Annotated in this window: 11 protein-coding genes; 8 read left to right on the forward strand and 3 right to left on the reverse strand. The window is 64.2% G+C overall.

Annotation, left to right across the window (positions count from 1 at the left end; all coding sequences use genetic code 11):
• Nucleotides 1-24: 24 nt before the first annotated feature.
• Entirely contained in the window at nt 25-1,071 is a 1,047-nt protein-coding gene (locus BCO18175_RS38375; RefSeq protein WP_254603808.1) for an LLM class flavin-dependent oxidoreductase, read from the reverse strand.
• A 285-nt stretch (nt 1,072-1,356) separates the two neighbouring features.
• Here BCO18175_RS38375 and BCO18175_RS38380 point away from each other — a divergent pair, with 285 nt between their 5' ends.
• The 4 genes from BCO18175_RS38380 (at nt 1,357) to BCO18175_RS38395 (ending at nt 5,524) form a co-directional block, all read left to right on the forward strand.
• Nucleotides 1,357-2,157 carry a 2-amino-3,7-dideoxy-D-threo-hept-6-ulosonate synthase gene (locus BCO18175_RS38380; RefSeq protein WP_174974652.1) on the forward strand — a complete coding sequence of 267 codons (801 nt, stop codon included), beginning with the start codon at nt 1,357-1,359 and terminating at the stop codon, nt 2,155-2,157.
• A gap of 52 nt (nt 2,158-2,209) precedes the next feature.
• Nucleotides 2,210-3,274, forward strand: a complete 1,065-nt coding sequence (locus BCO18175_RS38385) for a 3-dehydroquinate synthase II family protein (RefSeq protein ID WP_174988843.1) — start codon at nt 2,210-2,212, stop codon at nt 3,272-3,274.
• 49 nt (nt 3,275-3,323) lie between these two features.
• Nucleotides 3,324-4,424 (forward strand): 3-dehydroquinate synthase II family protein, encoded by a 1,101-nt coding sequence (locus BCO18175_RS38390; protein ID WP_174988845.1) that lies wholly within the window; start codon nt 3,324-3,326, stop codon nt 4,422-4,424.
• Between the two features lie 77 nt (nt 4,425-4,501).
• Nucleotides 4,502-5,524, forward strand: a complete 1,023-nt coding sequence (locus tag BCO18175_RS38395; protein WP_174988847.1) for a methyltransferase — start codon at nt 4,502-4,504, stop codon at nt 5,522-5,524.
• A gap of 15 nt (nt 5,525-5,539) precedes the next feature.
• Here the strand turns inward: BCO18175_RS38395 and BCO18175_RS38400 are convergent, their stop codons facing one another.
• Nucleotides 5,540-6,247: a FadR/GntR family transcriptional regulator gene (locus tag BCO18175_RS38400; RefSeq protein WP_174974646.1), complete on the reverse strand. Its 708-nt coding sequence runs from the start codon at nt 6,245-6,247 to the stop codon at nt 5,540-5,542.
• Nucleotides 6,248-6,549: 302 nt separating this feature from the next.
• Between BCO18175_RS38400 and BCO18175_RS38405 the strand changes: the two genes are divergently transcribed.
• Together BCO18175_RS38405 and BCO18175_RS38410 are read left to right on the forward strand one after the other, a co-directional pair.
• Entirely contained in the window at nt 6,550-8,793 is a 2,244-nt protein-coding gene (locus BCO18175_RS38405; protein ID WP_254608239.1) for a TonB-dependent siderophore receptor, read from the forward strand.
• Nucleotides 8,794-9,706: 913 nt separating this feature from the next.
• Complete coding sequence (locus BCO18175_RS38410) at nt 9,707-10,513, forward strand: hypothetical protein (RefSeq protein ID WP_174988849.1); 807 nt, start codon at nt 9,707-9,709, stop codon at nt 10,511-10,513.
• 440 nt (nt 10,514-10,953) lie between these two features.
• On the opposite strand, the gene BCO18175_RS41075 is transcribed toward BCO18175_RS38410, so the two are convergent.
• Nucleotides 10,954-11,883: a DUF2846 domain-containing protein gene (locus tag BCO18175_RS41075; protein WP_174988851.1), complete on the reverse strand. Its 930-nt coding sequence runs from the start codon at nt 11,881-11,883 to the stop codon at nt 10,954-10,956.
• A 349-nt stretch (nt 11,884-12,232) separates the two neighbouring features.
• Between BCO18175_RS41075 and BCO18175_RS38420 the strand changes: the two genes are divergently transcribed.
• Complete coding sequence (locus BCO18175_RS38420) at nt 12,233-12,880, forward strand: HAD family hydrolase (RefSeq protein WP_174988853.1); 648 nt, start codon at nt 12,233-12,235, stop codon at nt 12,878-12,880.
• A gap of 405 nt (nt 12,881-13,285) precedes the next feature.
• On the forward strand, nt 13,286-13,473 hold a 188-nt coding region (locus tag BCO18175_RS38425), incomplete at its 3' end, for an acyl-CoA dehydrogenase N-terminal domain-containing protein (protein WP_148095791.1).

Below are 13,473 nucleotides of genomic sequence, written 5' to 3' on the forward strand. Positions count from 1 at the left end.
GGTCCGGAAGGATTCGGCATGGCGTCATAGCCCCGGCAGCACGTCGCGGGCGAACACCTCCAGGTTGTTGCTCATCAGCTCGTAAGGCTGCGCGCCATAGTCGATGTGCCACAGGATCGCGTCGAGACCGAGGTCGGCTTCCAGCGCGCGAATGCGCTGGCGCACGGTGTCGGGCGTGCCGAGCACGGCGGTCGCGTCGAGGTCGGCCGTATCCATGCCGCCCATCTTGTTCTTCATCGCTTCGTTGTAGCCCTGGTAGGCCGGCGACTGCACCTGGTCCCACGACTTCGCGGCTTCCGCGAAATAGCGCCAGTGATGGCGCAGGCGCGGTTCCGCGAGCGCCAGTGCGTGCGCGTCCGACGTGCCGATCATCAGCGGGATGCTGATCGCGACCTGCGGACGGCGGCCCGTATGGCCGTGATGGCGCTCGAACGTCTCGCGATAGAGCGCCACCATCTCCTGCGTCTTCGCGAGCGCGGCCTTGCGCGGCGGCGCGGCCATCAGCAGGTTGAAGCCGCGTTCGCCGATCCACTCGAAGCTGGACGGCGTGAGCAGCGCGGCGACCCAGACCGGCGGGCGCGGCTGCTGCGTCGGGCGCGGCAGCGATTGCGCGTCGCGGTAGCGGAAGAACGGAGTGTCTTCGCTGACCGATTCCTCGGTGAGGAGGCGCACCGTCGCGTCGATCGTCTGCTGGAAACGCGTCTTGCTCGAATCGAGATCGATGCCGAACGCATCGAATTCGTACGGCAGGAAGGCGCGCGCGAAGCCCAGTTCGAGGCGCCCGTTCGAGATCGCATCGAGCTGTGCGGCTTCGGCCGCGAGCTGGATCGGATGATGGAACGACGCCTGGATGCCGCCCGTCATCAGGCGGATCGATTCCGTCTGCGCGGCCGCGGCCGCAAGGAACATCAGCGGCGACGGACTGTAGCCGCCGTACGGCTTCAGGTAGTGCTCGGTCATCTTCACGTACGTGTAGCCGAGCCGGTCCGCCAGCGCGCTGAGCTTCAGCGCATGCGCGTAATAGTCGGCCGCCGGGCGGTCGGCCGGGCCGGTATCGGGCAAAAAGGACACGCCGAACTTCATAGACACCTCACAGGTTGATGTACTGCCGTTGTCTGCAAAGGGGAACCGATGCCGCGTCGAATGCGTCCCCCGGTCGGGAAACAGGATCGCTTGCAATGTACTTGCAAGGATGATCCAATCATAGGATGATTGGGTCTATGCAAGTCTTACACGATGCAAGATTTGCTGCAAGCGTTGCTCGGTTGTCGCTCCAGTTCCGCCCGCTAGCGGGCACCCCGGGGGCAGGCTGAAGTCGTACGGGCCGGCCTCTCCATTTCTGGCGAGGAATCAAGGATGAACGCTCTTCTATCGGTTTCTGGCAAGGCGCTCAGGATGCGGCGGGTGGTGCGTGCCGCATCGGGCAAGTGTCTGATGGTGCCGCTCGACCATTCGCTCGCGGACGGCCCGATCGCCCATCCGCAGCAGTTGCGGCAACTCGTGGGCGACATCGCCGCGCACGGCGGCGACGCGATCGTCGTGCATCGCGGCCGCGCGCGTTTCCTGTCTCCCGACGTGCTGAGCGATCTCGCGCTCGTCGTGCACCTGAACGGTTGCACGCGCTACGCGGAGGACGTGAACGCGAAGACGCTGTTCGCGAGCGTCGAGGATGCGCTGGCAAGCGGCGCGGACGCGGTCAGCGTGCACGTGAATCTCGGCTCGAAGACGGAAAACCAGCAACTGCTCGACCTGAGCCGCATCGCGACCGAGTGCGCGCGCTGGTCGCTGCCGCTGCTCGCGATGATTTATCCGCGCGGCCCCGGCCTCGGCGATCGTCCGCAGACCGAACTGATCGCCCACGCGGCGAACGTCGCGGCGGATCTCGGCGCCGACATCGTCAAGCTGCCATACAGCGGCGACGCCGCGAGCATGGCCGACATCATCGCCGGCTCGTCGCTGCCGGTGCTGGTCGCGGGCGGCGCGAAGCTGCCGGAAGACGAGTTCGTCGCGTTCACGTCGCGCGTGATGCACGCGGGTGCGCTCGGCATCGCGGCTGGCCGCAACGTGTTCGCCGCGCCGAAGGCCGCACCGCTGATCCGCCGCCTGTCCGATGCCGTGCACGGCGTCGAGCGGCGTGCCGCGCACCTGGCCGCCTGAGCCGGTGCGCCGGGCCGTCGCGCCCGGCTTCTTCCGATCATCGAGGGTTTCCATGCATCGCTATCCGTGGATCGACCTGCGCGCGCTCGGCGCGCAGGCAGGCGCCGTCGCGGCCGACGCAGCGAGGGCCGGCGCGTGCCGCGTCGTGGTGGCCGAGGCCGGGCGCGACGCGTGCGCGGCCGGCGCGGTGGCGCAACTGGCCGTTTCGACGGCAGGCGTCGCGACGCTGGTCGACGACGCACACGCGCCGCTTGCCGGCGTTCGCGTGAGGATCGACGGCGCGGCCGATTTCGACGCCGCGCGTACCGCGATCGCGCGGCACGCGCTCGTCCTGATCGACTATGCGCTCGCGACCACGGTGCCGCTCGAGCGCCTGCTCGCGGGTGTCCGCGACGGCGCGTGCCGCATCGTCGTGTCGCTGGCCGATCCGCACGGCGCGGCCTACCTCGCGCGCAAGCATGCGCAGTCGCCGGTCGACATCGCGTTCGCTCCGCGCGATGCGGCCGCGTTGCGCGGCGTGCTGGCCGCGTGCGGTGAACTGCGCCCGCGCGCGCCGCTGAAGCTGAAGACATTCGAGGTACAGCGCGTCGAGCCGCTTGGCGTCGGGCTGCATGCGGTGATCGACGGCTGTTCGCAGCTGGACGGCGAAGAGTGCGTGCTGGCCGGCGCGAGCGCGACGAGCATGCTGCTCGTCGTCGCGGCCGGCGCCGCGCACCCGCCGGGCCGGCCGCTCACGTTCGGCATCGACGCGGGCTCGGCCGAATCGTTCGTGTTCTGCGGCGGCGACCGCGCGCGCCAGCTCTCGCTGCTGCGTTCGGGCGAGCGGATCCTGACGGTCGGCGCGGCGGGCGACACGCGCGCGATCGTGGTCGGCCGCGTGCGGATCGAATCCGCGCCGCTCGTCGCGCTGCACACGCGCAGTGCCTCCGGCGCGAGCACGCGCGTCGTGATGCGCGGCGACCGTGCGGTGCAGTTCCGGACCGACGACGGCGCACGCGTCGGTCTGGCTGATGTCGCGCCCGGCGTCCGGCTTGCCGGCTTCGAACCGGGCGCCGGCTGGGTGGATTGCCGGATGAGGGCCGCCGCGTCGCGTTCGGTCGTTTCCGTCAGCCGCTAGTTTCATCCTGTCATTCAACCTGCGTTATCCCCTTCGAAGGAGATTGGCCTTGAAGAAGCTTTCCTGGATTGACCTGCGCAACATCGATGAGCTCGCGGACGAGATCACCGAGGAAGCGCTGCATGTCGGCGTGTCCGCATTCGTCGTGAAGGATGCGGAGCAGGCCGGGCGGCTGCCGCCGAGCGCGTGCAAGGTCGCGGTCGTCGATCGGCAGCCGGCCGATGCCGCGCTGCTCGAGCAGGTGCAGATCGTCCTCGTGAAGGATGGCCTGCCGGTCGATTTCGCGGTGCCGGACGGCGTCGAACTCGGCGTGTTCATCGAGGTGACGGGCGAGGCGACGCTCACGCGGGCGTGCGAGCTGTCGACGTCCGCGCCGTGGCTGCTCGTCGAATTCCTGCAGGACCCGAGCAAGATTCCGCTTGAAATCCTGCTGGCGGCCGCCGATCAAGCGACGGGCGAGCTGATCACCGTCGTCGCCGACCTGGAGGATGCGGAGGTCACGCTGAACGTGCTGCAGCGCGGCCCCGAGGGCGTGCTGCTCACGCCGACGCAGGTCGGGCAGGCCACGCAGCTCGTGTCGATCTGCAGCGACACGGTCGAGGATCTGCAGCTCGAGGAAATCGAGATCGTCGGGCTCACGCACCTGGGGCCGGGCGAACGCGTGTGCGTCGATACCTGTTCGCGGTTCGAGCAGGACGAGGGCATCCTCGTCGGCTCGTATTCGACCGGCATGATCCTCATCAGCAGCGAGACGCACCCGCTGCCGTACATGCCGACGCGCCCGTTCCGCGTGAACGCGGCCGCGCTCCATTCGTACGTCGTCGCGCCGGACAACCGCACGCGCTATCTCGCCGAGCTCGAATCGGGCGCGGAGATCCTCGCCGTCAACGTGCAGGGCAAGGCGCGCCGCGTCGTGGTCGGGCGAGCGAAGGTCGAGACGCGGCCGCTGCTGCTGATCGAGGCGAAGAATGCCGCCAATCGCGCGATCAACATCATCGCGCAGGACGACTGGCACGTGCGCGTGCTCGGGCCGAAAGGCAGCGTGCACAACATCACGGAGCTCAAGCGCGGCGACCGCATCCTCGGCTACACGCTCGATGCACAGCGCCACGTCGGCTACCCGATCCGGGAATTCCTGCACGAGCAGTGATCCGCATGCTTCATTGACGATGCGATCGCCCGGTGCGTCACGCGCCGGCGCGGTCGGTTCATGTTCAGGAGTACTTTATGGAAAATGCGGCAAAACAGGTGCTGGATACGCTGTTCGGACGGTGGCGCAGCCGGATCCTGTATGCGGGTACGCGGCTCGGCGTGTTCGATGCGGTCACGACGGATGCGCCGGTTTCATCGGCCGCGCTCGCGGCGAAGTTCGACGTCGACGAGCCGCTGCTATACCGGATGCTGCGCGCGCTCGCGTCGCTCGGCCTGCTCGACGAGGACACGCGCCGAGGCTTCCGGGCCACCGCGTCGGGGGCGCTGCTGCATGCGGACGCGCCGAGCACGCTGCGCGATTTCGTGCTGCTGCAGGAAGGGCCCGAGCACTACGCGATCTGGGCGCACCTGCCCGACATGGTGCGCGAGGGGGAGCAGAACGGCTTCGTCCGCGAGTTCGGCGCGATGGCGTTCGACTATGCGAAGGATCACGAACGCTACCGGACCGACTTCAAGCGCGCGATGTCGAGCTTCTCGACCGTGCAGTCGGAACAGGTCGTCGATGCGCTGCGCGACGTGACGTTCGCGCCGGGCACGCATGCGTGCGACATCGGTGGCGGCCAGGGGCACATGCTGTGCAGCCTGCTGCGGCGGTTCTCGCCGCTGACCGGCGTCGTGTTCGACCTGCCCGAAGTGATCGACGGCGATGCGGATGACTGGGCGCAGCGGATGGGCGTGAGCGCACGCTGCAGCAAGGCGGGCGGCAACATGTTCGACGCGGTGCCGGCGGCCGACGTCTACCTGCTGAAGCTGATCCTGCACGACTGGAACGACGACGAGTGCGTGGCGATCCTCAAGCGCGCGCGCGAAAGCGCCCGGGACGGCGCACGCGTGTTCGTGATCGAGCGGGTCGTGCCGGCCCCGGGCGTCGCGCATTTCTCGAAGCTCTACGACATCCACATGATGTGCTGGGGCAGCGGCCGCGAGCGCACGCGGGACGAATACGACTCGCTGCTCGGTGCCGCCGGCTGGCGGCCCGCAGGGATCCGCTCCGCGCCCGACGGGCAGATCGACGTGATCGAGGCCGTTGCCGTGTAACGCTTGCCGGGCGTGTCAGGCGGCGGGCGTCTCGCGCGTCTCGAGCCAGGTCATCTGCGGCTTGAGGATCGCGAGCGTCGCGCGAACCGCCTTGTTCTCGTCGCGCTGTTCGATCGCGTCGAGCACGGCCTGGTGCGCCCGCATGTCCGGCTCGGGAATCTCGGCTTCGTCGAGTTCGACGAGGATGTCCTCGACGTTCGCGAGGATCGAGCCCGAGAAATAGCGATACAGCGCTTCGAGCGCGTGATTGTGCGATGCCGCGGCCACGGCGATGTGAAACGCACGGTCGCGCTCGACGAACTTCTTCACGTCGCGCGACGCTTCGCGCTCGCCACGTGCCTTCAGCAGCTTGCGCAGCGTCGCGAGATCCTCGTCGGTGCGCCGGCGCGCCGCGTAGCGCGCGCATTCCGTTTCGAGCATGCACTGCAGTTCGAGATGGTCGCTGCGTGCGGCGCGATCGACGTTGCGCATCGTTTCGGCCGGATCGACATTGCGGCGCACATAGGTGCCGTCGCCCTGGCGCACTTCGAGCACGCCGGAATACGCGAGCGTGCGAACCGCCTCGCGCACCGTGTTGCGCCCGACCTCGAGCTGCTTCGCGAGATCGAGCTCGGTCGGAATGCGCTGGCCGACGCGCCAGATGCCGGAAGTGATATTGGATTTGAGGATCTCGATCGCGGAATCGACGAGCGAGTGTCGGGTGGCCGGGGGCAGGCTTGACATTAAGTGTTTCGCTTGAAACTTGAGGGTGTCGCTATCCTATCATCCGATCATTCGTTTGGTCGTTCAGGATAACGATATTCAAACGTGACATTTTGTTAACGTCAGACGAATAAACCTGCGGCCGATCGATGCACGCCGCACATTCGTCGATTGCGTCCACCGGCATTTACCCGCGCCGCGCCGGCGTAAATGATTCCCATTCGCTGTTCAGTCGAGGTCGCCGTTGCATGAGCGGCCCGTCTCCCTACCCAAGGGCGCGGCCTATCCGCCGACGTCCGTCTCCGCTTTCCGGATAACCCGAGATGAATCGATCACACACCGGCCGCCGTGCGCGGCCAGGATTTCCGTTGCCGCGCGCGGCGTTGCGGCGCGTGCCGGGCTGGGCGGCCGCACTGGCCTGCGCGGCCGCGATGCCGGTTGCCGCTGCGGCGCAGGATGCGCCGGAGGCGGGTGAACCCGCCGATGCACCGATGCTCGCGCCGATCGTCGTCGACGGACGGCGCGAGACGGGTGTCGGCCCGGTGCAAGGCATCGCGGCCGACGTATCGCGCGCGGGCACCAAGACCGACACGGCGATCGTCGAGGTGCCGCAGGGCCTGTCGGTCGTGACGCGCGAACAGATGGACCGGCAGGACGTGCACAGCGTCGGCGAGAGCCTGCGCTACACCCCGGGCGCCTATGCGGACTCGCGCCCCGGCGGCGTGCTCGAGAGCGTGTTCCTGCGCGGCTTCGGTGGTTTCGCGGCGGCGGCCATCAATCCGCAGATGCTCGACGGCCTGCCGCTGCCGAAGGGCGTGAACTGGGCCGCGAGCGTCGTCGATCCGTGGACGCTCGAACGCATCGACGTGTTGCGCGGCCCGGCGTCGGTGCTGTACGGGCAGGCGAGCCCGGGCGGTATCGTCGACATGGTCAGCAAGCGGCCGACGCGCGATGCGCAGCACCTGCTCGCCGTGCAGACCGGTAACCGCGATCGCGGGCAGCTTGCGTTTGATTTCAGCGGACCGGTGACAAAGGACGGCACGTGGCGCTACCGGATCGACGGCCTCGCGCGCCGTGCGGACGAGCAGATCGATTATTCGCGGCAGCAGCGGATCGTCGTCGCGCCGTCACTGACGTGGCAGCCGAACGCCGATACGAGTTTGACGCTGCTGGGTTCGTTCCAGCGCGATCCGCACAACAACTTCGCGGGATGGCTGCCGGCCCTCGGCACGCTTTGGCCGGATGCGGGGCGTCGGATTCCGACGCACTTCTTTCCGGGGCTGCCCGGTTTCGATACGTACGACCGCACGCAGGCGATGATCGGCTATGCGTTCGAGCATCGTTTCAATTCGACGTGGAAGGTCCGGCAGAACGTGCGCTATACGCATCTCGATGTCGACTTTGCGGGTGCGGCTGTCAATTTCATCGCGCCTTATCTGGCGCCGGGCGTGCTGAATCGTTCGCTGTCGTGGTCGCGCGAGCACGTGAACCATCTCGCGCTTGACAACCAGGTCGAGATGCGCGTGACGACGGGGCCGGTCGAGCATACGGTGCTGGCCGGGCTGTCGTATGAGCATGCGGTGGCGAACCTCGTCGGGTCGGGCTTTGGTGCGGCGCCGCCGCTCGATACGCGGGCGCCCGACTACGGGCAGCCGTTTACGGTGCCGCCGGTCGCGCAGCAGACGCGGCAGACGCCTGACCGGATCGGCGTTTATCTGCAGGATCAGGTGCGCTGGGATCGTTGGGTGTTCACGCTCGGCGGGCGGGAGGAGTGGTCGCGCACGACGACCGATGATCTGCTGCGATCCGCGAGCGTGCGGCAGAGTACGCGGGCGTTTACCGGGCGTGCGGGGGCGGTTTATCTGTTTGATAGCGGTTTTGCGCCTTACATGAGCTATTCGACGTCGTTCGAGCCGGCGCTCGGCACGCGCTTCGATGGTCAGCCGTTTACGCCGACGAAGGCGAAGCAGTTCGAGGTCGGGCTGCGTTATCAGTCGCCGGATCGGCTGCAGAACGCGTCGATCGCGGCTTTTGATATTCGCCAGCGCAATGTCCTGACCGCCGATCCGGAGCATCCGTTCTTCAGTGTGCAGACGGGCGAGGTGCGGTCGCGCGGGATCGAGCTGGAAGGGCGTACGCGCGTGTGGAAGCAACTGGATGTGATTGCTGCATACACGTATCTCGACACGACGGTGCAGGCTGATACGGATTCGGCCGTCGTTGGCAAGCGCGTGGCGGCGGTGCCGCGTCATCTTGCGTCGTTGTGGCTTGATTATGCGGTTGAGCGGCCCGGGTTGCGCGGGTTGAAGGTGGGTGGCGGTGTGCGTTATGTCGGCCGCAGCGCGGGCGATAACGTCAATACGTTCGACGTGCCGGCTGTGGTGCTTTTCGATCTCGGGCTGTCGTATGACCTGGGTGTGGAGCGGCCCGCGTGGAAGGGGTGGCGCGTTGCGGCTCACGTGAACAACCTGTTCGACCGGACTTATGTGTCGTCGTGTTTTTCGGCGGGCGGGTGTTTCTATGGCACGCGGCTGATGGTGACGGGGGACGTCAGTTATCGGTGGTGAGCGGGCGGTGGGTGGTTTCGCGTCGCTGGCGGCGGCAAGCCACGCGCCGCAAGGGGGGCGGTGGTGAACTTTTCGGGCGGGCGCGGCAGGAACCCGACGACCCATCCCAGTATGCCGTGCGATCAGAAGCAGATGGCCGACACGATCGGGCATTTCGCGAGTACGACACGTGTGCCGGTGCTTTGGCATTACGTGCAGAACGACAAGTATTTCGCGCCGGAGGTCGTGGAGACGTGGTCTGCTGCGTTTCAGGGGGGCGGGTGAGTGTGGGCAGATGATCGTCGAGCCGCCGTTCAGCAGCAACGGGCACGGGATGTTTGCCGTCAAGGAGGCGATACCTATCTGGATGCCGCACTTCGAGGCGTTTGGTGGGCCGCTGGTGGCGGTGACGTAGGGCGATTTGGTAAACGGCCGAATTGTTTCGCGGGCGATCGAATTGGGCTGCAGTGGATGACACTAGTCGGTCGTGATCTTCTGCCGCTGATCGACCGGCAAACTTTGCGCTTGTATGTCGGGACCGCTGGCACACTGGCGCAGTCAAAGTAACGTTCCCCGGTCACATGAGCGGGGAACCCACCTTTGCACCTGCAAACGCTATTTTGATGATGTAGTAGCACCTGTGCCTTGCCTGACACGGGATCGGTCGGAAAGATGTGCGGTGGCTTGCGTCACAGGGCTTTTGCAGCGGCTGTTATCGACCCGAAGCGGCTTTCCAGAAAGGGGCTGTAAAGCGGTCATTCAGGGCCTCCGCACTCATGCGACAAGTCCGTGCGGTTCCCCGGCATACAATGTGTATGCAAGTGTACTTACGGCTTTGATTCAGCGTCGGTCTTGCAAAGCAGGAGCACCCGGTATTCTCTGTGATTTATCGCGGTCCTGATTACGTCAAGCCCCTTGATGCGAGTGTTTCCATATGTCATTTCGAGCCCTTCATGACGAGTTGCTCGCATACCACGGCCAAGCAGCTTTCGTCGATGTGCTGACTCCTTGGATAGAGGGGAATCCTGCCGAAATCGAACGGCTCCGATCCATTCGCTTAAGAACCGGCAGACCTATTCCGAATGTACCCGAAGACGAACGCTGGTTGCTCTACGCAGCAAGTCGCGTTTTCGAGCTTCTAGTGCTTCGTTTCCAGAGTGGACAAGCCGATGGAAGTGAGTGGCCTGGTCCCGCCATCTCGGAGGATGAGATCGTGTGCTTCTCCGAACGCATCGGCTTGGATGTCGTGCGTCCCGATAGATATTCGCCGTTCCATCACGAGATCGCCGCGCTATCTCGCCCCTCCGGGGCGGCTCAGTCACCTCAAATTGTCAAATATCACTGGCCATGCCTGATGCTCGGTCCTCTTCTATTGATGCGTGCAGGCGTCACTCTATCTGCAAACTCCAGCGTCATGCACCCAGAGGTCGCTGGCACGTCTACTCTCTATTGGGCTTTTCGCAGAAAGACACGACCGCACCACGACCTCGCCCACGGGTGGGGGCATAACTCGTCATGGCGAACTTCCTTTAGGCGCGATTACCACCTGGGCGACACCTTCTACTTTAATGTCGATGGCGCGGTTGATCTTTTGGACCTTCACGCAGAATCGCGCAACGAAGAAGGGCTGTCGCCGAAGGAGCGCATGGAACTCCTCGTGAGCCGTTGTTTTGTTACCGTTACCAAGGATAGCGTCGATCACTTTCCCTATGACGACAGGTTTTCAATGAGGTCTGTGTAGCCGATGTCGGCGTTTTCATCGAAAGCGTCCCCTCAGAGAAATTCGGCTGCTTACAGTCACCGCTCGTATCAAATGTTGAATGACCGCTTCTTCGTCTTGTCACCGGCAGATCATGGCCGGTAGCTGCCTCCCGCCATCGCCGACAGCTGGCCGGACTGCGAGCTTCGAGCGATCGCGTGCAGGCCGCTGGTAAGCTCAGAAAGCCAAAGCAACTTCTCCTTGCCTCATGAGCACCCAGCCCACCGCCGTACCCGTCACTCCAATGATGCAGCAGTACCTGCGCCTTATCTGATCAAGGTTTGCATACAAACCTACGCCACGACCTACGCTTACTATTTTGGGAATCGACCGTTACGTTCCGAAGCACTCTTTCGGGTTCCCAAAAAGCAGTCGTTCCAATTGTGACTCTCAAGATCGCGGACACTTATCCTTGTCTAACTTTAGTTGACTTCGACGGATACGGTCCGGGTGTACGTGCGATATTGCGACGAAATTCGATAGTCAACTTGATCGGGACCATGATAGTCAGGATTGGGAATGTAGTAGACGACCTTGCCGAGCACAGTGGCTCCGTCACAGGAGTTGGGGGTTGATGCCGTACCCGCGAGCTGAAACGACTCATCGCGCACTTCTATCCGCCCATGTGCTGGTTGACGAATGAACGCCAGGTCAGGCGCTTGTCCGCCAATGCATCGCCTGTTCCACGTTGCATGCCTCGATAGTCTCACTTCCTTGCCGTTGGTCGTCACTCGTTGCGATACGTTGTCGGACGACAAAGTCCCGGTTGCCATCGATGCCGACGGAGGAGTATTCACGGTCGCTCGGGGCCCGTGTGAGGCAACCGCTGCAGCCGAAAGAGGGGCGCCGGTATATCGAAGAGCCCGGATTTCCGTCTCTGCAATATCCGAAGGCACGAGCGATGGCGTCACGTGCCCGACGAGAAATCCGAAGCCGACCGACGTGCGCACATACCGAGTTTGGCCAGCCTCCACATCGAACGTTATCTTCCGATCGACTTCTGTTGTCGTAACCACCGTATAAGATCCAGGCGACTCGTCAACAAAGAAGAATCCACCCGGCTTGGATTGCCCGACGACTTGACCGTTAAGCCGTATGTCAGGCTGGATCGCGGCACCTAGCGGCGACGCTGACCTGAGAAAATAGATGCGACCAAGATTTGCGTTAAGCTGCGGAATCGAAGCGGCGACGTCAACGTAACCCGGGCCTGATGCGCACGCGGCAAGAAACAACAAGCTGCCTATAGCGGGCACCACCTGATAATTTCGTGCGCGGGACAAACAATCCCACGTCCTGTCAGGACGGAGCGACTTTCGTTTGATGCAGTGAGATAACAGATCTTTCTGATTCATCGGAAGTTCTAGGTAAGAGAATGTCTCGAATAAACGTCTCGCACCAATATCGCCGAGTCGTCACACACCGATGCGACCTAACGGAGCTTGCGCGTAGATGACTAGCTACAGCTAAACTATCGCAGCTGGCCGTAACAGGTCGTTAAGGACGGTCAAATTCCGATGAGAAGGACGCAGGCAGCGGGTTTACGATATGTCGCTGTGGACGGTACTTCTGGCAAACCAACGAAGGTCATCGGGTGTCGGCGGCCCTCCCGTCGAACACCTCGAACTGGCCGGTTACCAATGGGCAACGATTTTCTGAATTGCCGAAGGCCGCAAACTCGCTGCCTGGAGCTCTCCCCACGCGATGAAAATAAAGGCTGTGTTCTTCGACGTCGGCGAAACGTTGGTTGATGAAACTCGCGACTGGAACGAATGGGCCGACTATCTTGGCGTTTCGAGACGCGTGTTTCAAGCGGCTCTCAGGGCAGTGATCGAGCGCGGCGAGCATCATCGGCGGGTATTCGATTTCGTAAGGCCAGGTGTCGACTTTGCCGCATTACGCCGGGAGCGCGAGTGGACCGGGAACGTTTACGAGGTGACCGCGGACGATATCTACCCCGACGTCGTGCCGTGCCTGAAACAGTTGCGCGAAGCCGGCATTCTGGTCGGCATCGCAGGGAATCAACCCGTCGAGACGGAACACGCCCTCCGCACACTCGGCGTGCCGGCGGATATCGTCGCGTCGTCCGCATCCTGGGGTGTCGAAAAGCCTGACACACGCTTTTTCGAACGCATCATTGCCGAGACGAACGGACTTGATCCGTCGCAGATTGCCTACGTCGGTGATCGCCTCGACAACGATGTCGAACCGGCGCGGCAGGCCGGCATGCTTTCGGTGTTTGTGCGGCGCGGCCCGTGGGCACAGATCCAGTCGCGCTCGGGACGGTTCGCCACCCCGACCCACGTCATAGAAGACCTTTCTTCCCTTCCGGATTTACTGCGCGGAATTTAACGGCTCTCCGACCCCGGTGTGATCGTTTCCACACCGGGCGCTTCCCCAATCCCGGCCGGAATCGCCTGCTGGCGCAAGGCACGCCCCGTGGGACAAGGAAAACCCACGGCCCGAAAGCCGCCGCCCGAACCCGGCCTCGCCGACCACCTCGACGCGGCCCCCGATTGCTCGCCAACTCCCCCAAACGGCCAAATCCGCCTCCGGCCAAACCCTTATCCAGCCGACCTTTTCCCGCCTAACCCCCACATCCCGTGGCCGATTTTGTCACCACATGGGCCGGATATGACAATAAGAATCGCCCGCCCCGGCATTACGATGACCCACGTCGTCGCTAGGGCCTGAGCCGGTTTTCCCGCCTCTCGCCCCATAGCGCCCCTCATATACCGTCTGATTGGAACATCGACCATGAGCTATAACGCCCCCGTCAAGGACATGCTGTTCGTGCTGAAGGAACTGGCCGGCATCGACGCCGTTGCGCAGTTGCCGGGCTTCGAGGATGCCGGTTACGACACGGCACAGGCCGTGCTCGACGAGTCCGCGAAGTTCTGCGGCGAGGTGCTGGCGCCGCTGAACGTCGAAGGCGACCGCAACCC

The sequence above is a fragment of the Burkholderia lata genome (assembly GCF_902499335.1).
GTDB classification, from domain to species: domain Bacteria; phylum Pseudomonadota; class Gammaproteobacteria; order Burkholderiales; family Burkholderiaceae; genus Burkholderia; species Burkholderia lata_B.